The organism is Arthrobacter pigmenti (assembly GCF_011927905.1).
Taxonomy (GTDB): Bacteria; Actinomycetota; Actinomycetes; order Actinomycetales; family Micrococcaceae; genus Arthrobacter_D; species Arthrobacter_D pigmenti.
Genome location: NZ_JAATJL010000001.1, coordinates 2,370,931 through 2,390,326, shown reverse-complemented (window position 1 = coordinate 2,390,326; position 19,396 = coordinate 2,370,931). Strand labels below are relative to the sequence as shown.

Below are 19,396 nucleotides of genomic sequence, written 5' to 3'. Positions count from 1 at the left end.
GACATTAACAAACAGCCCGCGGGAGCCGGGCGTGATGCGCACCACTCTGGCAGGTCGCAGTTCAGGGCTGAACCCGCGCTACGGGTACGCTTAAGGCCATGTGTGGAATCGTAGGATACGTAGGCCGTAACGGCGGTAAATCCCTTGGCGGAGCGCTTGGAGAAGCAGAACTCAACGGAGCTGATTCCAACGGTAGCCACGGCGCCCTGGACGTGGTCATGGAGGGCTTGCGTCGCTTGGAGTACAGGGGTTATGACTCAGCGGGCGTCGCAGTGCTGACCGAAACAGGTATCCAGTCGCGGAAGAAGTCCGGCAAGCTGACCAACCTTGTGGCAGAGCTGGACTCCTCACCGCTGCCCGCATCGTTGACCGGCATCGGCCACACCCGGTGGGCTACGCACGGTGGACCCACGGACCAGAACGCACATCCGCATCTCGCCGATGACGGGCGCCTTGCCCTCATCCACAACGGAATCATCGAGAACTTTGCCGAGCTGAAGGCTGAGCTGCTGGAGCAGGGCGTTGTCTTCGCTTCGGACACCGACACCGAGGTTGCTGCGGCGCTGCTCGGCAGCATCTACCGTCGTCGAACGGATGCCGGCACCGCAGATGCCCTGACCAGTGCTATGCAGGAAGCCTGCCAGCGCCTTGAGGGCGCATTCACCCTGCTTGCCATCCATCAGGACGCGCCCGACGTCGTCGTCGCCGCCCGCCGTAACTCACCGCTTGTTGTGGGACTGGGTGACGGCGAGAACTTCCTTGGCTCGGATGTTTCCGGCTTCATCGACTTCACCCGCCGTGCGGTGGAACTGGGCCAGGACCAGGTCGTGACCATCACACCGGAAGACGTCACGATCACCGACTTCTACGGAGCGCCCGCCACCGGTAAGGAGTTCCACGTCAGCTGGGACGCTGCCGCGGCGGAGAAGGGCGGCTACCCGTCCTTCATGGCCAAGGAGATCAACGACCAGCCCGACGCCGTTGGGCAGACCCTGCTGGGCCGCACCGACGCGAAGGGCAACCTTGTCCTCGACGAACTGCGCATCGACGAATCAATCCTGCGCTCGGTGGACAAGATTGTTGTCCTCGCCTGCGGAACGTCCGCGTACGCCGGCCAGGTGGCCAAGTACGCAATCGAGCATTGGTGCCGGATTCCAACGGAGATCGAGCTTTCGCACGAGTTCCGCTACCGGGATCCGATCGTCAATGAGAAGACGCTCGTGGTGGCCATCTCCCAGTCCGGCGAGACCATGGACACCCTGATGGCTGTGCGGTACGCCCGTGAGCAGGGCGCCAAGGTTGTGGCAATCTGTAACACCAACGGCTCAACCATTCCCCGGGAGTCGGATGCGGTGCTGTACACGCATGCCGGTCCGGAGATTGCCGTCGCTTCCACCAAGGCGTTCCTCGCGCAGATCACCGCCACCTATCTCCTCGGGCTGTACCTGGCGCAACTGCGGGGCAACAAGTTCCGTGACGAAATCGCGGACGTACTGGCGGACCTCAGCGAGATGCCGGCGAAGATCCAGGAGGTCCTGGATAACTCGGACCCCGTCAAGGAGCTCGGACGGAGCATGGCGGATGCCAAGTCCGTGCTGTTCCTCGGCCGCCATGTGGGGTTCCCGGTGGCCATGGAGGGTGCGCTTAAGCTCAAGGAGCTCGCCTACATCCATGCGGAAGGATTTGCTGCCGGCGAGCTCAAGCACGGGCCCATCGCGCTGATCGAGGAGGGTCAGCCCGTCGTCGTCGTACTGCCTTCGCCCCGCGGACGCGACTCGCTGCACGCCAAGGTGGTTTCGAACATTCAGGAGATTCGGGCCCGTGGCGCAGTCACCATTGTGATCGCCGAAGAGGGCGATGAGTCCGTGGCTGCGTTCTCCGAGCACGTCATCCACGTTCCGCAGACTGCAACACTGCTTGCGCCGCTGCTCACCACGGTCCCGCTGCAGATTTTCGCGTGCGAGCTGGCCGCTGCCAAGGGCTATGACGTGGATCAGCCGCGGAACCTGGCCAAGTCCGTCACGGTCGAGTAGTAGGTATCGGCGTGATTGTCGGCATTGGCGTGGACGTTGTGGACGTCGCGCGGTTCGAGCGGCAGCTTCAGCGCACGCCCGGGCTGCGGGACCGTCTGTTCGTTGCGGCTGAGCGTGCGTTGAACACCCGCTCGCTTGCCGCACGCTTTGCAGCAAAGGAAGCCGTTGCCAAGGCGCTCGGCGCGCCTGCGGGCATGAACTGGCAGGACTGCTGGATCGGTCTCGACGGCAACGGAAGCCCTACCGTCGAGGTGTCCGGGACTGTGGCAGCCGTCGCGTCTGGCCGCGGCGTTACCCGGTGGCACCTCTCGCTCAGCCACGACGGCGGGGTCGCAACCGCAATGGTTGTCGCCGAAGGAGAACTTCCGCCGGCCACCCGCTAGGATTCTAAGCATGCTTAGTGCCTATACCGGGAGCCAGATCCGGGCAGCGGAAGCGCCGCTGCTTGAGGCCGGATACGGCGATGCTTTGATGCAGCGGGCTGCCCACGGCCTTGCGCAGGTTGCCGGCGCCGAACTCCGCGATACCGGCGGAATCTACGGACGCGCCGTCGTCGTGCTGGCGGGGAGCGGAAACAACGGCGGCGACGCCCTGTACGCCGGCGCGCGGCTGGCGGGTCGTGGCGCGGGCACGACGGCGATTCTCACCTCCGAGCGGGTACATGTCGAGGCGCTGGTTGCGTTCCGTGCGGCCGGCGGCAGGGTTGAGCAGCTCACCGACGACCGCGTTGACGCCCTGGCGATGCGGATTGCGTCCGCCGCCCTGGTGATTGACGGGATCCTTGGCACGGGTGGTAGTGGCGGCCTGCGCGGCGCGGCGGCGAAACTGGTCCAGCAGGTGAACGCACGTGGTGTGGCCCGCGTTGTCGCCTGCGACCTTCCCAGCGGAATCGACGCGGACACCGGCGAGGCAGCCGGAGAGATCCTCCCGGCCGATGTCACAGCAACCTTTGGTGGCGTCAAGACCGGGCTGCTCGCAGGCGCCGGAGCACGGGCAGCGGGGCGGGTGGTCACCATCGACATCGGTCTCACCCAATCCCTTCCGCCGGCGGCGGCGTATTCGCTGGAACCGGAGGATCTCCGGCAGCTCTACGCGCGGCCCGGACCAACGGACCATAAATACAGCAGGGGAGTGCTCGGCATCGCGGCGGGCTCGGCGATGTACCCGGGGGCTGCGGTGTTGGCGACCGGTGCGGCGCTGGGTACCGGCGTCGGGATGGTGCGCTTTCTGGGCCCGCCAACAGTTGCTTCTCTCATCAACGCCGTCCATCCGGAGGTTGTCTGCTCGCAGGGCTCTGTTCCGGAATCACATGTGCAGGCCTGGCTTGTGGGGCCGGGCGCCACGGAGGATCCCGGGCAGCGGCAGCGGGCACGCGACGCCATCGCGTCCGGCCTGCCCACCGTCGTCGACGCCGGTGCGCTGCCCCTGCTGCCGGAAAAAGTGGGTGAGCAGGTCATTCTTACGCCCCACGCTGGTGAACTGGCGGCGCTGTTCCAACGCCGGGGCGAAGACGTTGAACGGGTTGCCATTGAAGCAACGCCCGCCTACTTCGCCCGCCGTGCAGCCGCCACAACCGGTGCAACCGTCCTGCTGAAGGGCTACACAACGGTGGTCGCGGCGCCGGGCGGCGAGCTCTTCATCCAGTCGAATGCCACACCCTGGCTGGCCACCGCGGGATCGGGTGACACACTCGCGGGGATCCTGGGCGCGCTGGTCGCGACCAACGCCGGGAACGACGACGTCGCCGCACCGCTGGGGCTGCCGCCGTCGTCGCGCTGGGCTGCTTTGGGAGCGGCGGCCGCGACGCTGCACGGACTGGCGGGGCGGCGCGCAGCACGGCGCGGACCGGTGATGGTCGGAGAGCTGCCCAGGCACGTGGGCCGCGTACTCGCGGAACTGCTGTAACAGCCGCACCCCGACATAGTTCACCGAAATGTCGGAGTCCTGCGCTATGAAAGGATGCAGGACAAAAGGTCACTGAGAACATTCGGTCAACTTCACTGAGGACCGAACTGAGTATTGAAACGAGCAAGGAGAACACATGGAGCTTTGGCCAGGAGATGCCTATCCGCTAGGGGCAACCTATGACGGCACGGGAACCAACTTCGCGCTCTACAGCGAAATTGCCGAGAAGGTGGAGTTGTGCCTGATTGACGACGACGGCGCGGAGACCCGCATCGAACTCAAGGAAGTGGACGGCTATGTGTGGCACGGCTACCTGCCGCAGGTTTCACCCGGGCAGAAGTACGGATACCGCGTCCACGGGCCCAACAATCCGGACGAGGGCCACCGCTGCAACCCGAACAAACTGCTGCTGGATCCCTACGCAAAAGCGGTGCACGGCCAGATCGACTGGGACCAGGCCCTGTTCGGCTACAACTTCGGCGACGAGCATTCGGTCAACAATGAGGATTCCGCGGCGCACATGATGCTCGGCGTTGTCATCAATCCCTTCTTCAACTGGGACGGCGACCGCATGCCGCGCACCCCGTACCACCAGTCGGTGATCTACGAGGCGCACGTCAAGGGGCTCACGCAGTTGCACCCGGAAATCCCGGAGGAGCAGCGCGGCACGTACGCCGGCGTGGCCCATCCGGCGGTTATCGCGCACCTGCAGAAGCTCGGCGTCACGGCGATCGAGCTCATGCCCGTGCACCAGTTCGTCAACGACAGCACGCTGCAGGAAAAGGGCCTGTCCAACTACTGGGGCTACAACACCATCGGCTTCTTCGCACCGCACAACGCCTACGGCTCCACCGGCGATGAAGGCGAGCAGGTGCAGGAATTCAAGGCCATGGTCCGCGAGCTGCACCTGGCGGGCATCGAGGTGATTCTCGACGTCGTGTACAACCACACGGCGGAGGGCAACCACATGGGGCCAACGCTCTCGATGCGCGGCATCGACAATGCGTCCTACTACCGGCTGGTGGAGGACGACAAGCAGTACTACATGGACACCACCGGCACCGGTAACTCTCTGAACGTTGGAAACCCGCACTCGCTGCAACTGCTCATGGATTCGCTGCGCTACTGGGTCACGGAAATGCATGTTGACGGGTTCCGCTTCGACCTTGCCTCGGCCCTGGCCCGCGAGTTCTACGAGGTGGACCGGCTGAGCGCGTTCTTCGAACTCGTGCAGCAGGATCCGGTCGTGTCCCAGGTGAAGCTGATTGCCGAGCCCTGGGACGTTGGTCCCGGCGGGTACCAGGTGGGCAACTTCCCTCCGCAGTGGACGGAATGGAACGGTAAATACCGCGATACCGTGCGCGATTTCTGGCGCGGCGAGCCCTCCAGCATCGGGGAGTTTGCCTCGCGGCTGACGGGTTCGGCGGACCTCTACGAGCATTCGGCGCGCCGGCCGGTGGCATCGATCAACTTCGTCACGGCCCACGACGGCTTCACGCTGCGGGACCTCGTGTCCTACAACGAGAAGCACAATGAGGCCAACGGCGAAGACAACAACGACGGCGAATCCCACAACCGCTCGTGGAACTGCGGCGCCGAAGGATCCACCGACGATCCTGAGGTGCAGACCCTGCGCGTTCGGCAACAGCGGAACTTCATCGCAACGCTCCTGCTGTCACAGGGCGTGCCCATGATCCTGCACGGCGATGAACTGGGCCGCACGCAGGACGGCAACAACAACACCTACTGTCAGGATTCGGAGCTGTCCTGGGTGCACTGGGACAACCTGGACCAGCCGCTGCTCGAGTTCACGGCAGCCGTGAGCCGGCTGCGCTCCGAGCACCCGACGTTCCGTCGTCGTCGTTTCTTCGACGGCCGGCCGGTTCGGCGTGGAGAGGGCGAGGCGCTGCCGGACATCGTCTGGCTGGACACTGAGGGCGAGCTCATGGCTCCGGAAGACTGGAATGACGGCTTCGGCCGCTCCATCGGCGTCTTCCTCAACGGTCAGGGCATCCGCGGACGGGACCAGCGCGGCCAGCGCATCACCGACCTGAACTTTCTGCTCTACTTCAACGCCCACGATGAAGCGGTGAAGTTCACGGTGCCGTCCGAGGAATACGGGCCGATGTGGGACGAGGTCATCGACACCGCAGGTGTCTACGCGGACTCCGACCCCATCCCGGCCGGTGCGGCGGTGACGGTGGAAGCCAAGTCGATGGTGGTTCTGCGTGCGCATGCCGAGGCAGAAGACCTTGACCACTCTGTCGCGGCATCGCTTGCGATCCTCGCCAACGAGAACACCGCGAAGACCGGCTCAGCCTGAGCCCGGCACGTTCAGAGCACCTGGAGGAGAAGTACGTGAAGGCACCCAAGTCGACCTACCGGTTGCAGATTCGTTCTAGCTTCGACCTGTCCGCCGCCGTTGAGGTTGTGCCCTATCTGAAAGACCTCGGGGTGGACTGGGTGTACCTCTCACCGGTGCTGACGGCCGAGCAGGGATCCGACCACGGGTACGACGTCACCGACCCCACCACGATCGACCCCGAGCGTGGTGGGCCGGAGGCGTTCGACGCCCTGTGCCGGACCGCGCACGGGGCCGGTCTCGGCGTGCTCGTGGACATCGTGCCGAACCACGTCGGTGTGGCCACCCCGGCCCAGAACACATGGTGGTGGGATCTGCTCGCGAAGGGACGGGACTCCCGGTATGCCGAGGCGTTCGACATCGACTGGGACGCCGGTGGGGGACGCATTCGCATTCCTGTGCTGGGCGACGGAGACAACGAGGTGGACCAGCTCAAGATTGTCGACGGCGAGCTGCACTACTACGAGAACCGTTTCCCCATCGCAGACGGTACGGCGCAGCCGGGTGACACCGGCGCGCAGGTGCACGCCCGGCAACACTACGAGCTGGTGAACTGGAGGCGCGCGGACAGCGAACTGAACTACCGGCGATTCTTCGGCGTGAACACGCTGGCGGGCATCCGGGTGGAGGTCCCGTGGGTATTCGACGAGGCACACTCCGAGGTTCGACGCTGGTTCGGCGAATCGCTGGTGGACGGGCTGCGCATCGATCACCCGGATGGGCTCGCCGACCCGGCAGGCTACCTCGACCGGCTGCGCGAACTCAGCGGCGGCGCCTACACGCTGGTGGAGAAGATCCTTGAACCCGGCGAGGAGTTGCCGGAGCGGTGGGCGTGCGAGGGAACCACCGGCTACGACGGGCTTGCGCTGATTGATCGGCTGTTCGTCGATCCTGCCGGCCGCCCCGCGCTCGAAGCGGCTGTTCCAACTGAACCGTTCGTCCACATGATCCACGGCACCAAGCGCGGAATCGCGGACGGAATCCTGCGGTCTGAAGTGCTGCGCCTTGCACGGCTGGTTCCGCAGGAGGCGGGCCTGGACTTCGAAGAGAGCGCCGATGCGCTGGCCGAGCTGCTGACCTGCTTCCCGGTCTACCGCAGCTACCTTCCGGACGGCGCGCACTACCTCGCCGAAGCAGTCCTAAGCGCGAAGGTCCGCAGGCCGGAGCTGGCGAATGTTCTGGACGCGCTGCATCCGCTCCTGAATCCGTTCCTTGAAGATGGGGGAGCTGAGGACAACGGCGCTGACCTGTCTGGGTTGGCTGTACGGTTTCAGCAGACCTCGGGCATGGTCATGGCCAAGGGCGTCGAGGATACTGCCTTCTACCGCTACAACCGGCTCACTTCCCTCAACGAGGTTGGCGCGGATCCGTCCATTTTCGCGCTCGACGGGTACGAACTCCACCGTGCACTGCTGGAACGCCAGGAGTCCTCGCCGCTCACCATGAACTCGTTGAGCACGCACGACACCAAGCGCGGCGAGGACACGCGGGCCCGGATCTCGGTGCTGTCGGAGATCGCCGAAGAATGGGTGGCCTCACTGGAGCAGCTGGACCGCCTGGCCCCGATCGGGGACAGGGCGTTCGCGTCGCTGATGTGGCAGGCGCTCATTGGCGCCTGGCCGCTAAGCAGGGAACGCGCGCACGCCTACGTTGAGAAAGCTTCCCGCGAAGCAGATGCGAGCACGCACTGGACCGCGCCGAACGATGCCTTCGAAGAGAAGATGCATGCCGCCGTCGACGCCGCCTTTGACGACGCGGAGGTGCACCGGCTTGTGACTTCGCTGGTGGAGCGCGTGTCTGCGCCGGGCTGGTCCAACTCCCTATCGGCGAAACTGCTGCAGCTCACCATCCCGGGCATTCCCGACGTCTATCAGGGTTCCGAGCTCTGGGAAACCTCGCTGGTGGACCCGGACAACCGCCGTCCCGTCGACTTTGGACTGCGCAAGCAGGGCCTCGTGGACCTGGCATTCGGCGCCCTTCCGCAGATTGACGACGGCGGGATGGCCAAGCTCCTTGTCGTCTCCCGAGCGCTGCGGCTACGCAGGGATTCGCCGGAACTGTTCTCGACCTACCGCTCGGTGACAGCCACGGGCCCGGCGGCGGAGCATGTGTTCGCCTTCGACCGCGGCGGCGTTGTTACGGCGGTCACCAGACTCCCACTGGGACTGGACCGGGCCGGCGGCTGGCGGGACACCGCCGTCGTTCTGCCCGAGGGCGCGTACAGCTGTGCCATTACGGGCACCGGCTTTGAGGGCGGCCCTGTTCCGGTCAACCGGCTGTTCGAAACCTATCCCGTGGCACTGCTTGTGAAGGAGGACACACGATGAGTTCAAGGTTTAATGTCTGGGCACCGAAGGCCCAGTCCGTGACGCTGCTCGCAGACGGCCAGAAGCATCCGATGGTTGCCCGTGACGGCGACTGGTGGGAAGCACCCGGCGCGCCCGCTACCGGCGAGGTCGACTACGGCTACCTGCTCAACAACGCGGAGAATCCCGTGCCGGACCCGCGCTCGCGAAGGCAGCCGGAGGGTGTGCACAAGCTGTCCCGAACGTTCGACGCCGGCACCTACTCCTGGAGCGACGACAGTTGGGTTTCCCCTGGCCTCGACGGCAGCGTCATCTACGAACTGCACATCGGCACCTTCACCCCTGAGGGCACCTTCGACGCCGCCGTCGGAAAGCTGGACTACCTGGCGAACCTCGGCGTCCAGTACATCGAACTGCTGCCGGTCAACGCGTTCAACGGCACCCACAACTGGGGATACGACGGCGTCCTCTGGTACGCCATCCACGAGCTCTACGGTGGACCGGAGGGATACCAGCGCTTCGTCGACGCAGCGCACCAGCGCGGGCTGGGCGTGATCCAGGACGTGGTCTACAACCACCTTGGGCCGAGCGGGAACTACCTGACACAGTTCGCGCCCTACCTCACCGAGGGCAAAGCCAACACCTGGGGGGATTCGCTGAACCTCGACGGCCCGCTCTCTGACGAGGTGCGGCGTTACGTTGTGGACAATCTGCTCATGTGGTTCCGCGACTATCACGTGGACGGCCTACGGCTCGACGCCGTGCACGCGCTGCATGACGAGCGCGCGATCCACATCCTTGAGGAATTCGCGGTCGAGACCGCGCACTGCGCGGAAGAGCTGGGTAAACCGCTGTTCCTGATCGCGGAATCGGACCTGAACAATCCACGTCTCATCGCAGCACGCTCCGCAGGCGGTTACGGACTCGCAGGACAGTGGAGCGATGACTTCCACCACGCGGCGCACGTGAACCTGACCGGTGAAACAGCCGGTTACTACTCGGACTTCGATTCCGTCGGCGCGCTCGCCAAGGTTTATCGGGAGGGCTTCTTCCACAACGGAACCTGGTCCTCCTTCCGCGAACGGTCGCACGGACGGCCGATCGACCCGGCTAAGCACAGCCTGCATCAGCTGGTGGTGTGCACACAGAATCACGACCAGATCGGCAACCGCGCCGCAGGGGACCGCCTCAGCGGAACGCTGAACTCGGCCCAACTGGCCCAGGCCGCCGTCCTGAACATCGCCGGCCCGTTCACGCCGATGCTGTTCATGGGTGAGGAGTACGGTGCCACCACGCCGTGGCCGTTCTTCACTTCGCACCCCGAACCGGAGCTCGGCAAGGCCACTGCAGAGGGCCGCCTTGCCGAGTTCGAGAAGATGGGTTGGGACCCGGAAGCCGTGCCCAATCCACAGGACCCGGGGACGTTCGCGTCCGCCAAGCTCGACTGGAGCGAACTGGAGCGTCAGGACCAAGCCGGCTTGCTCAACATCTACCGGGACCTGATCAGGCTCCGCCGGGAGAACAAGGACCTGCGCAACCCGGACTTCACCTCGGTGAGCGTCGAGTTCGACGAAGACCAGCGCTGGCTGGTGCTTCGCAGGGGTAAGCGCACCGCCGTCGTCGTCAATTTCGCAGGCGAGCAGCGGGAGGTGCCGTTGGCAGCGAAGGAGGTCCTGCTGAGTACCGAGCCGGGCGAGTCGATTGGAAGCGGAACGGTGACCCTGCCCGCTCATGGTGCGGCAATCCTGAAGGTGTAGCCTACCGACCATGCGCGAGCTTCGAACAGAAGTGCTGGTGGTGGGAGCCGGCCCCACCGGGCTGATGCTCGCCGCGTGGTTGGCGAAGCTCGGCGTCGATGTGCTGGTTGTGGACGGCAAGGACGGCCCTACGCGCGAATCCCGTGCCCTGGGAGTCCACTCGCGAAGCATGGAGATTTACGACCAGCTGGGTGTGATCGACCGCGTGCTGTCCGAGGGTTGGCCCGTCGCCAAGATCCGTCCCGGCTACGAGGCCTCATCCTTCGGCGCGGTTCCCATCGGCACGATCGGTGCGGACCTCACGCCCTACCCGGGCATCCACGTCCTGGAGCAGAGCAAGAACGAACAAATCCTGCTTGACAGGCTGGAAGAACTCGGCGGAGCTGTGCACTGGGGGCGGCAACTCGTAAACCTCAAGCACGACGTCGTCAGGGTCACGGCCGACTGTGCGGGAACTGAAGCGCTCTCTATCAGCGCGCGCTTTTGTGTGGGTGCGGACGGCGGTTCGTCGGCGGTGCGGAAACTCTCCGGCATACCTTTCGAGGGACTGACGAATGAACACACCTTCTACGTGACCGATGTAATGGGCGCCGAGGGGGTGGCCGAGGACAGCGTCAACCTGCGCTTCGGTGCGGACGAGTTCCTGCTCGGCTTCCCCATGGGCCCGGACGGACACCACCGCCTGCTTGGCGTCCTTCGCACTACCGGCAACGAGGATGTCCCCGAGTTCCTTGCCCGGGAGCGCCTGCAGCAGACGTTCGACGTCGGTTACCGGGAATCGATCTGGTTTTCCACCTACCGCATCCATCACCGGGTGGCCGCACAGTTCAGGAAGGGGCCGGTGTTTCTCGCAGGAGATGCGGGTCATGTTCATTCGCCGGTGGGTGCGCAGGGAATGAATACCGGCCTTCAGGACGCGCATAACCTTGCGTTCAAGCTGGCGGAGGTTCTTTCCGGGCGGTCCTCCGAGCAGCTGCTGAACCGGTACGAAGCCGAGCGGCGGCCCGTCGCGCTGAGGCTCGTCAACAGCACCGACCGCGTGTTCGCTTTGGTGACCTCCCGCAATCCGGTGGCCCGCACCGTGCGGCGTGCCGCGCCGCGGTTCCTTGTCCCGGTGGCCATCCGGGTGGTGCCGCGGCTTCCGATCGCGCGGCGTCTGATCGGCTATCTCTCCCAGCTCCGGATCCATTACTGGCTGGATAGCAATCCAATGAACGACGACGCCGCCAGGCAGGCTCCCGCACGCGGCCGCCGGCGTGGGCGAGTGGTCGGCAGGCGGCTTCCCTGGACCGGCGAGAACTTCGAGGCGCTACGTTCCGCGATGTGGCAGGTTCACGTCTATGGCGACGTGGACGCGGAGGTGGCGGACGCCGTCGGGCGCGGTTTGAACATTCCCGTGCACTTGTTCCGTTCCGCTCCCGGGAAGGGACTGCTGGATGGGACTTGCTACCTGGTGCGCCCCGACGGTTTTGTGGCTGGAACCGCTCCCGTGCACAGGGCGGTGTCAATGTTGCGTCCGCTGTTGCCGGATCAGTGGAACGCCCGTCCAGGTTCTAGGATGAATGGATGACTTATCACCCTGCAGATAACCGCTATGACACCATGCCGTACCGCCGGGTCGGGCGGAGTGGGCTGCACTTGCCCGCCGTGTCCCTGGGCCTGTGGCACAACTTCGGCGATGACAAGCCGTTCGACGTGCAGCGGGACATCCTTCGCCGGGCATTCGATCTCGGCGTCACGCACTTCGACCTCGCCAACAACTACGGACCTCCCTACGGTTCGGCTGAGACCAACTTCGGAAGGCACTTCAAGGACGACTTCAAGCCGTTCCGCGACGAACTGATCATCTCAAGCAAGGCCGGTTACGACATGTGGCCCGGCCCGTACGGAAACTTTGGTTCGCGCAAATACCTGCTGGCGAGCCTGGACCAGTCGCTGTCCCGGATGGGCCTGGACTACGTCGACATCTTCTACAGCCACCGTCCTGACCCGGAAACGCCGCTTGAGGAAACTATGGGGGCACTTGATACCGCTGTGCGCTCCGGCCGCGCACTCTATGCGGGCATCTCTTCCTACTCGCCTGAGAAGACGGCCGAGGCCGCAGCCATCCTGCGGGATCTGGGCACGCCGCTGCTGATCCACCAGCCCTCGTACTCGATGTTGAACCGGTGGGTCGAGAACGGAGAGCCGAACCTGCCGGAGGTACTGGAGTCGGTAGGTGCTGGTTCCATCGCCTTCTCACCGCTGGCGCAGGGTCTGCTGACCACCAAGTATCTTGGCGGTATCCCGGAGGGCTCGCGTGCGGCGTCGAACAAGTCCCTGTCGGAGGACCATCTCTCCGAGGACAACCTTCGCCGGGTTCGCGGTCTGAACAGCATCGCCGAATCCCGTGGCCAGACCCTCGCGCAGATGGCGATCGCGTGGATCCTCCGGCCACAGGGCAAGGGGTCCCCGATCACCTCGGCGCTGATCGGCGCCTCCAGCGTGAAGCAGCTTGAGGACAGTCTGGGCGCGATCAACCAGTTGGACTTCAGCGATGACGAACTACACGCCATTGACGAGTTCGCTGTCGAGTCCGACATCAACCTGTGGGCAAGGGCGCTCGACGCCTGAGTCCGCTTGCCCTACCGCCACAGCCCGCGTAGCGAGGGAAAGGCTTCCTCGTACTTCGCCAGCAGCCGACGGGCCGTGTGAGCCGAGTCGATCAGCGGGTGCAGCGCGAATGCCCGAAGGGCGAGCGTCCGGTCTCCGTGTACGACGGCGGCAATGAGGTCCTGCTCCACGCCTTTGACCTGCGCCATGAGACCGAGCTGATGGAGACTCGGCGGAGTGATCGGCAGCGCGGTTGCACCGTGGGCGTCGATACGTGCGGGTACTTCAACGACGACGTCGGCCGGTACTTCCGCGATGGCGTTGCCGTTGCGGACGTTGACGATCAACTCCGTGGAAACGCCGGTCAGCAGAGCGTGCATGACATTGAGGGCCACCTGCTCGTACCCGCCGCCGGCGAGGTCTTCCTCGTTTCGGGACTCCTCTGCGGGGCGGGCTTCGGCGAGGTAGCCTTCCTCCCGCTTCCGGCGGGCGGATTCCCAGCGGGCGTAGGGCCGTTCTCCGGACAGGAGCTGCGGATATAGCCCTTCCTGTTGCTGCTGGAGCGCCTCCCCACGGGTCTCAGCAGCGGATGCCAACGCGCGGCGCGCTTCGGCGTGGAAGTAGTAATAGAAGAGGTACTCGTTCGGCAGCGCCCCCAGTGTCGAGAGAAGTTCCGGCCCGAACACCCTGCCTTCCTCAAACGTTGCCAGCCGCGCGGGATCGGTGAGCAGCCCGGGCAGGAGGTCGCCGCCGTCGTACTCCAGCTGACGCAGCCAGCCCAGGTGGTTCAAGCCGACGTAGTCCACACCGGTGAGCGTGCCGAGCGGCAGCGATCCGCCGGCTGCAGCGGCCGCCCGGCGCACCAGGCCGGACGCGGAATCGCAGATGCCGATCACCCGCCGGCCCAGGAGAGGCTGTAGCGCCTCGGTGATGATGCCCGCGGGATTCGTGAAGTTGATGAGCCACGCCTCAGGACAGATCCGGGTGATGTTCTCGGCCAAATCGAGCATCGCGGGGACCGAACGGAGCGCATAGGACAGGCCGCCGGCACCAACCGTCTCCTGTCCCAGCACTCCGTGGGAAAGAGCCACCCGCTCATCCAGGACCCGGCCTGCAGCCCCACCCGGGCGAATGGCGGCGAAGACGACGACGGCGCCGGCCAGCGCTTCCTCCAGGCTCGCGGACACGTTGACCCGGGGCGGACGCGCGTCCGCCGGAAGGGGCATGTCCGCGGTCACGCGGGCGATGGCAGCAGCACGCGAGGGGTCGTCGTCGTACAGTGCGACGTCGTCGATCAGTCCGCGAAAAGTGCCGGTGCTGAGGGCCCGGTACACGAGCGGCACGCGGAACCCGCCGCCGCCGATCACAGCCAACTTCATGGTGCGCTCCTTCGTGGAAGGCCTAAGAGTATCGTGCCGTACATGGGCACCCAGTTTCGATTCGACCCGCTCGCGTCCTCCCGCACAGGGGAAGACCCGGAGTTTGACCTCCTGCTCACCGGTTCGGTGTTCTTCGACATCATCTTCACCGGGATGGAAGGGCTGCCAATGCCGGGAACCGAGGTGTGGGCAGACGGCATGGGTTCCTGCCCGGGCGGAGTGGCCAACCAGGCGATCGCCGCCAGCAGGCTCGGCCTGCACACCACACTGGCGGCGGCCTTTGGTGACGACGGCTACGGTGCTTTCAACCGCAGCATCCTGCAGGGCCAGGAGCACGTTGACCTCTCCCATTCGCGAACCTTCGAGCAGTGGCATTCCCCGGTCACCGTGTCCTTGTCGGTCAACCGGGACCGGTCCATGGTCACTCACGGGCATCCGTCCCCGCTGTCCGCTTCCGAGCTGCTGCAGGACCCGCCGCGCTGCCGGGCCGCCGTCGTCGACGTCGGCAGGACAGTTGAGCCGTGGGCGATCGCCGCCCGCGCGAACGGGACCCGCCTATTCGGTCACGTGGGATGGGATCCTAGCGGTGCCTGGTCGAGTGACGCGCTGGATACACTCGAGCACTTTCACGCGTTCCTGCCCAACGACGTCGAAGCCATGGCCTACACGCGCACGCAGGATCCGTGGGCTGCGCTGTACGCGCTCGCCGACCGTGTGCCGGTAGCGGTGGTGACCATTGGCCAACAGGGAGCGATCGCCGTCGACTCAATCACGGGAGAAGAGGAGTGGGTGCCGGCACTGCCGGTCAATGCGTATGACCCGACGGGTGCGGGAGACTGTTTCGGAGCCGCTTTTGTTACCGGCGATCTCGCTGGATGGCCGCTCGCGGACAGGCTGGCATTCGCGAACCTGTGTGCGTCGCTCTCCGTCCAGGAAGTTGGTGGCTCGCTTGCGGCGCCAGGGTGGGGCGACATTGCGGACTGGTGGCGCCGGATGAGCGCAGGCCGCGACGGCGTCCGCAAACAGTGGTTGCGGCGCTATGCCTTCCTTGAACACATTGTGACGGACGTTCCGCCGGAAGCGGTGCGGCGGGCGACGGCGACGATAGCCACGCAGTCGGATGCCTGAGGGTGGACGCTCGTCGATAACTGACAGAATGGTCCTGTGAGTTTTTCAGGAACCCCGCTACCGGAACGACGGGTGGACATCGACCTTGCCGCCGTGCGGCACAACGTGCGCCATATTGCCGAGATCGCGAGCCCCGCGCGTGTAATGGCCGTCGTCAAGGCGGACGGCTACGGTCACGGGGCGGTCCCGGTGGCTAAGGCCGCGCTGGAAGCTGGCGCCACATGGCTCGGCGTCGCGCACATCGCCGAGGCGGCGCAGTTGCGCGAAGCCGGTATTGAGGCGCCGATCCTCGCTTGGCTGCATACCGAGTCCAGCGACTTCTCCGCTGCGATCGAAATGGGCGTAGACCTCGGAATTTCGGGCTGGGAACTGGCGCACGTGGTTGCGGAAGCGCGCCGTCTGGAGCGCCCTGCCCGCGTACACCTCAAGATTGATACCGGCCTGGGACGGAACGGGTGCCCGCCCGAGCACTGGGAAACCCTGCTCGGTGAAGCGCTGGAACATCAGGAGGACGGGCTCCTGCGGGTAGTCGGTGTGTTCTCCCATCTGGCGGTGGCGGATGAGCCCGACCGCGAGGAAACCGACGAACAGATTGAACGCTTCCGGGACGCCGTCGCCGTAGCCGAGGACGCCGGCGTCGACCTCGAGGTCCGCCACCTCGCCAACACGCCGGGGACGCTCTCCCGGCCTGACAGCCACTTCGACCTGGTGCGCGTGGGCCTCGGCATGTACGGGCTCTCGCCGTTCGAGGGGCAGACCTCACTGGAACTCGGGCTCCGGCCGGCGATGACCTTCCGGACCACCATCGCCAACTGCAAGGAGGTCCCCGCCGGACACGGTGTCTCCTACGGGTTGTCCTACCGGACCGAGAAGCGCACCACGCTCGGCCTGATCCCTGTCGGCTACGGCGACGGCGTTCCCCGCGTCGCCACCGGCGCCCCGGTCAGCGTTGACGGCCGGCGCTACCCTGTGGTCGGGCGGATTGCCATGGATCAGTTCGTCATCGACTTCGAGGCAACTGGGATCGTCGGCACGGACGACAGCCTGTTGGGCCACGAGGTGGTGCTCTTCGGCGACGGCAACGGCACACCCACCGTGGACGAATGGGCCCGTGCGTGCGGCTCCATCAATTACGAGATCGTTACCCGCATCAGCCCCCGCGTGGTTCGCCGGTACGTCGACCCGGAGGCTGATTCGTGAGCGATCCGGTCTGGTCGCAGGAGTTTTCTGTGTCCTCCGTCGAAGAACTGCAATCCGCTGCTGCGTCGCTGGGAAGTCGGCTTACCGCAGGGGACCTGCTGATCCTCACCGGTGAACTCGGCGCCGGGAAGACAACCTTCGCTCAAGGCCTTGGCCGCGGCCTGGGAGTCCGCGAGGGGATCATTTCCCCGACCTTCGTGCTCGTGCGCAACCATCCTTCGCTGACGGGCGGTCCGGCGTTGGTGCACGTTGACGCGTACCGACTGGAATCGGATGCGGAGATAGACGACCTGGACCTCGAATCCACCGTCGATGATTCCGTCACGGTGGTTGAATGGGGAGCCGACAGGGTGGAGCACCTTGCCGAGAGCCGGCTCGTCGTCACTTTGGTGCGTCCCTCTACGGTGCCGCCTAGTCACCAGAGCGGGGACGCCGTCGTCGTGCCGACAGCCCAGATGAGAGAGAACGACGACGACGACGAACCTCGCCACGTCCGCATCGCCGCCTATGGTCCGCGCTGGGCGGACGCAGAGCTGGGGGCCCTGACCCGATGATGATTCTTGCAATCGACACATCGGCTGCCGCCAGCGCTGCACTCACGCGCGACGGCGAGGTTCTGGAGCGTTTCGCGTCAACGGACACACGTTCACACGCGGAGGTCCTGGCGCCCGCTGTACAGGAGTTGCTTGCCAGAGCGGGCCTACCCGGAACCGACCTCGATGCGCTTGTTGTCGGCGTCGGGCCCGGTCCTTTCACCGGCCTGCGGGCAGGCATCGCGACCGCGCGGATGCTCGCGTTTGTCTGGGATGTTCCGCTCCACGGGGTGATGAGCCTGGACGCTGTTGCGCTGGAGGCGGGTCATGCGGAGGGCGAATTCGCGGTGGCAACCGATGCCCGCCGCAAGGAAGTGTACTGGGCACGCTACCGTGCGGCTTCTCCGTCACCGGAGCTCCTGGATGGGCCGCATGTCGGCCCCGCCGAAAACGTTCCCGACGTACCTGTGTATGGGCGAGGTGCGGGCCTGTACGCAGACCGGTTGGCGGGGCGGGTGCACGCAGGGGAGCTCACTCCGGATGCGGCGGCGCTCTCAGCAGTTGCGTATCGGACGCTGTCCGGCGGCGGTGCGCTCCGCGACACGACGCCGCTCTACCTGCGTGAATCCGATGCCAAGGTTCCCGGCCCGCGGAAGAAGGCGCTGTAGGTGAAGTTCACATTGCGTCCGATGCGGCTGGAGGACATCCCGCACGTCGGCTCCCTCGAGCAGAAGCTCTTCCCTGTGGACGCCTGGCCGCTTGAACTGTTTTTCGATGAGTTTGCGCAGACCGAGACCAGGCAGTACCTGGTGGTCGAGGTGGACGGCGCGGTGGTGGGTTACTGCGGCGTCATGGTGGTGGGCGCAACGGCGGACATCCAGACCATCGGTGTGTTGCCCGGGTTCGAGGGGCAGGGCATCGGCACCGCCATGCTGACCGAAATGCTCTCTGAGGCCCGTCGCCGTGGCGCCAGGGAGACGCTGCTCGAAGTCCGCGAGGACAATCCGCGAGCCCGCAGGCTGTACGAGCGATTCGGCTTTGAACATATCCACACCCGGCGGGGTTACTACCGTGACGGCGTCAGCGCCTGCGTCATGCGCCTGATCTTCGAGGAGAGCAAGGAGGCGGCGCATGAACCGCGCTGAGCCACTGGTCCTGGGCATTGAATCGTCCTGTGATGAGACCGGTGTCGGTATTGTCCGCGGCGCCACCCTGCTGACCAACGCCGTTTCGTCCTCCATGGATGAGCACGTGCGTTTCGGCGGAGTGATCCCGGAGATCGCTTCGCGGGCGCACCTGGACGCGATGGTGCCGACCCTCCAGCAGGCGCTTAAGGACGCATCGGTGACACTCGATGAGGTGGACGCCATCGCTGTGACCTCCGGTCCAGGGCTCTCGGGAGCGCTGATGGTCGGGGTCGCTGCTGCCAAGGCGCTGGCTGTGGCAACAGGCAAGCCCCTGTTCGCGGTGAACCACTTGGTTGCCCACGTCGGTGTTGGCCTGCTCGACGCCGGAGAGTTGCCGGAGAACCTTGGCGCCCTGTTGGTTTCGGGCGGACACACGGAGATTCTTCGCGTCCGGAACCTGGCCGCCGACGTCGAGCTTCTGGGTTCAACGATCGACGACGCCGCGGGTGAGGCCTACGACAAGGTCGCCCGCATCCTCGGCCTGGGGTATCCGGGCGGTCCGGTGATCGACAGGATGGCTTCCGACGGCGACCCGAAGGCTATTCGCTTCCCCCGCGGACTGACCCAACCGAAGTACCTGGGCACGCCGGAAGCCCCGGGACCGCACCGTTACGACTGGTCCTTTAGCGGGCTGAAAACCGCCGTTGCCCGCTACGTCGAGGATTGCGAGGCGCGCGGAGTGACGGTGCCGGCAGCCGATGTCGCAGCGTCGTTCCAGGAGGCCGTCGTCGATGTCATTACTGCGAAGGCGGTGCTTGCCTGCACCGAGCACGGCATCACGTCGCTGCTGCTGGGCGGCGGAGTGGCATCGAACTCGCGGTTGCGTCAGCTGACCCGGGAACGCTGCGAAGCTGCCGGAATCACGCTGACCATCCCGCCGTCGTCGTTGTGTACCGACAACGGAGCGATGGTGGCGGCGCTTGCTGCCCGGATCATCATGGACGGCGGCAGACCGAGCGGGATCGGGTTCGGCACCGACTCATCACAGCCGGTAAGCACCGTCCACCTTTAGCC

15 protein-coding genes are annotated in these 19,396 nt (G+C 65.5%); 14 read left to right on the top strand and 1 reads right to left on the bottom strand.

The genetic code is table 11. From position 1 onward, the window contains the following. The first annotated feature begins 98 nt into the window (after positions 1 to 98). From glmS to mgrA, 8 genes are all read left to right on the top strand, one after another. A complete protein-coding gene (glmS, locus tag BJ994_RS11020) occupies positions 99 to 2,033 on the top strand; it encodes a glutamine--fructose-6-phosphate transaminase (isomerizing) (RefSeq protein ID WP_167994106.1) in 1,935 nt (644 codons plus the stop codon). A gap of 11 nt (positions 2,034 to 2,044) precedes the next feature. Continuing rightward, complete coding sequence (locus BJ994_RS11015; protein ID WP_167994104.1) at positions 2,045 to 2,416, top strand: holo-ACP synthase; 372 nt, start codon at positions 2,045 to 2,047, stop codon at positions 2,414 to 2,416. Between the two features lie 10 nt (positions 2,417 to 2,426). Then, complete coding sequence (locus BJ994_RS11010; RefSeq protein WP_167994102.1) at positions 2,427 to 3,938, top strand: NAD(P)H-hydrate epimerase; 1,512 nt, start codon at positions 2,427 to 2,429, stop codon at positions 3,936 to 3,938. Positions 3,939 to 4,074: 136 nt separating this feature from the next. Then, complete coding sequence (glgX, locus tag BJ994_RS11005; RefSeq protein WP_167994100.1) at positions 4,075 to 6,261, top strand: glycogen debranching protein GlgX; 2,187 nt, start codon at positions 4,075 to 4,077, stop codon at positions 6,259 to 6,261. A gap of 35 nt (positions 6,262 to 6,296) precedes the next feature. Then, the gene (gene treY, locus BJ994_RS11000) at positions 6,297 to 8,627 is read left to right on the top strand and encodes a malto-oligosyltrehalose synthase (protein WP_167994098.1); all 2,331 of its coding nucleotides are present in this window, start codon (positions 6,297 to 6,299) and stop codon (positions 8,625 to 8,627) included. Then, positions 8,624 to 10,363, top strand: coding sequence for a malto-oligosyltrehalose trehalohydrolase (gene treZ / locus BJ994_RS10995; RefSeq protein ID WP_167994096.1), 1,740 nt, complete (start codon positions 8,624 to 8,626; stop codon positions 10,361 to 10,363). The genes treY and treZ overlap by 4 nt, the downstream gene beginning before the upstream one ends. A 10-nt stretch (positions 10,364 to 10,373) precedes the next feature. Further along, on the top strand, positions 10,374 to 11,933 hold the full coding sequence (locus BJ994_RS10990; RefSeq protein WP_167994094.1) for an FAD-dependent monooxygenase: 1,560 nt from the start codon (positions 10,374 to 10,376) through the stop codon (positions 11,931 to 11,933). After that, positions 11,930 to 12,976 (top strand): L-glyceraldehyde 3-phosphate reductase, encoded by a 1,047-nt coding sequence (mgrA, locus tag BJ994_RS10985; RefSeq protein ID WP_167994092.1) that lies wholly within the window; start codon positions 11,930 to 11,932, stop codon positions 12,974 to 12,976. Before BJ994_RS10990 ends, mgrA begins: the two co-directional genes overlap by 4 nt. Positions 12,977 to 12,987: 11 nt before the next feature. Here mgrA and BJ994_RS10980 read toward each other — a convergent pair whose 3' ends face one another. Then, positions 12,988 to 14,334, bottom strand: a complete 1,347-nt coding sequence (locus BJ994_RS10980; protein ID WP_167994090.1) for a family 4 glycosyl hydrolase — start codon at positions 14,332 to 14,334, stop codon at positions 12,988 to 12,990. Positions 14,335 to 14,376: 42 nt separating this feature from the next. Here BJ994_RS10980 and BJ994_RS10975 point away from each other — a divergent pair, with 42 nt between their 5' ends. The 6 genes from BJ994_RS10975 to tsaD are packed head-to-tail and all read left to right on the top strand — an operon-like array spanning position 14,377 to position 19,394. After that, positions 14,377 to 15,462, top strand: coding sequence for a carbohydrate kinase family protein (locus tag BJ994_RS10975; RefSeq protein WP_167994088.1), 1,086 nt, complete (start codon positions 14,377 to 14,379; stop codon positions 15,460 to 15,462). A 36-nt stretch (positions 15,463 to 15,498) separates the two neighbouring features. Further along, a complete protein-coding gene (gene alr, locus BJ994_RS10970; RefSeq protein WP_167994086.1) occupies positions 15,499 to 16,662 on the top strand; it encodes an alanine racemase in 1,164 nt (387 codons plus the stop codon). Then, a complete protein-coding gene (gene tsaE, locus BJ994_RS10965) occupies positions 16,659 to 17,216 on the top strand; it encodes a tRNA (adenosine(37)-N6)-threonylcarbamoyltransferase complex ATPase subunit type 1 TsaE (protein WP_167994083.1) in 558 nt (185 codons plus the stop codon). Before alr ends, tsaE begins: the two co-directional genes overlap by 4 nt. Next, on the top strand, positions 17,213 to 17,863 hold the full coding sequence (gene tsaB, locus BJ994_RS10960) for a tRNA (adenosine(37)-N6)-threonylcarbamoyltransferase complex dimerization subunit type 1 TsaB (RefSeq protein WP_167994081.1): 651 nt from the start codon (positions 17,213 to 17,215) through the stop codon (positions 17,861 to 17,863). Before tsaE ends, tsaB begins: the two co-directional genes overlap by 4 nt. Further along, entirely contained in the window at positions 17,864 to 18,340 is a 477-nt protein-coding gene (gene rimI, locus BJ994_RS10955) for a ribosomal protein S18-alanine N-acetyltransferase (RefSeq protein ID WP_425339380.1), read from the top strand. It abuts the gene before it with no gap. Continuing rightward, a complete protein-coding gene (gene tsaD / locus BJ994_RS10950; protein ID WP_167994079.1) occupies positions 18,327 to 19,394 on the top strand; it encodes a tRNA (adenosine(37)-N6)-threonylcarbamoyltransferase complex transferase subunit TsaD in 1,068 nt (355 codons plus the stop codon). Before rimI ends, tsaD begins: the two co-directional genes overlap by 14 nt. Positions 19,395 to 19,396 lie beyond the last annotated feature (2 nt).

Excerpts from the sequence above, each read along its gene's own strand:
- glmS (WP_167994106.1), top strand. The coding sequence starts at position 99 with ATGTGTGGAATCGTAGGATACGTAGGCCGTAACGGCGGTAAATCCCTT.
- BJ994_RS11010 (WP_167994102.1), top strand. The coding sequence starts at position 2,427 with ATGCTTAGTGCCTATACCGGGAGCCAGATCCGGGCAGCGGAAGCGCCG.
- glgX (WP_167994100.1), top strand. The coding sequence starts at position 4,075 with ATGGAGCTTTGGCCAGGAGATGCCTATCCGCTAGGGGCAACCTATGAC.
- treZ (WP_167994096.1), top strand. The coding sequence starts at position 8,624 with ATGAGTTCAAGGTTTAATGTCTGGGCACCGAAGGCCCAGTCCGTGACG.
- BJ994_RS10990 (WP_167994094.1), top strand. The coding sequence starts at position 10,374 with ATGCGCGAGCTTCGAACAGAAGTGCTGGTGGTGGGAGCCGGCCCCACC.
- mgrA (WP_167994092.1), top strand. The coding sequence starts at position 11,930 with ATGACTTATCACCCTGCAGATAACCGCTATGACACCATGCCGTACCGC.
- BJ994_RS10980 (WP_167994090.1), bottom strand. The coding sequence starts at position 14,334 with ATGAAGTTGGCTGTGATCGGCGGCGGCGGGTTCCGCGTGCCGCTCGTG.
- BJ994_RS10975 (WP_167994088.1), top strand. The coding sequence starts at position 14,377 with ATGGGCACCCAGTTTCGATTCGACCCGCTCGCGTCCTCCCGCACAGGG.
- tsaB (WP_167994081.1), top strand. The coding sequence starts at position 17,213 with ATGATGATTCTTGCAATCGACACATCGGCTGCCGCCAGCGCTGCACTC.
- tsaD (WP_167994079.1), top strand. The coding sequence starts at position 18,327 with ATGAACCGCGCTGAGCCACTGGTCCTGGGCATTGAATCGTCCTGTGAT.